At 62.9% G+C, this 673-nt stretch carries 2 protein-coding genes; both read left to right on the forward strand.

Translation table 11 applies throughout. The features are described from left to right. A partial coding sequence (locus EN925_RS38480; protein ID WP_128337494.1) for a DUF1465 family protein occupies positions 1-188 on the forward strand: 188 nt, incomplete at its 5' end. A 75-nt stretch (positions 189-263) separates the two neighbouring features. Continuing rightward, positions 264-673, forward strand: a 410-nt coding sequence (ruvC, locus tag EN925_RS38485; RefSeq protein ID WP_128337495.1) for a crossover junction endodeoxyribonuclease RuvC, incomplete at its 3' end; no start/stop codon positions are given.

Consider the following 673-nt stretch of genomic DNA (forward strand, 5'->3'; position numbering starts at 1 on the left):
GGGCCGAACTGCCCGAGGATTTCCTCGACCTCGTCACCCGCTCGCTGCGCCTGCAAGCGTTGGTGCGCCGCATGGACGACGAGATCTATGGCTCCGGCGCCATGGTCGACATGCAACCGATGGCTCGCCGCCCCAACCCGGTTTCCGACCAGATCAGCCTGCTCAACACGGCTTTCGCTCGGGGTTAGACCGCGGTCCGCCTTCTGTTTCCGGTTTGTTCACATTTCGCTGGCATCGCTGTCCGCCGGAGGTAAACTCGGCAAATGGCGGAAGCGATTCGCATCATCGGTATCGATCCCGGGCTTCGGCGCACCGGCTGGGGCATCGTCGAAAGCCTCGGCAATTCGCTGCGCTTCATTGCTTCCGGCACTGTGAAATCAGACGATAAGGCCGCGCTGGCAACGCGGCTATGCCAGCTGCATGACGGGCTTGCCGAAGTCCTGCATGCCGCCATGCCGCACGAAGCGGCGGTCGAACAGACCTTCGTCAACAAGGACGCGGTGGCAACGCTGAAGCTCGGTCAGGCACGCGGCATCGCCATGCTGGTGCCGGCGCGTGCCGGCCTCGTCGTTGCCGAATATGCGCCTAACGCAGTCAAGAAAGCGGTGATCGGCGTCGGGCATGGCGACAAGAAGCAGATCCACATGATGGTGAAGGTGCTGTTGCCGAAAGC

Origin of the sequence: Mesorhizobium sp. M7A.F.Ca.US.006.04.2.1, from assembly GCF_004022915.1 — a bacterium.
Taxonomy (GTDB): domain Bacteria; phylum Pseudomonadota; class Alphaproteobacteria; order Rhizobiales; family Rhizobiaceae; genus Mesorhizobium; species Mesorhizobium ciceri.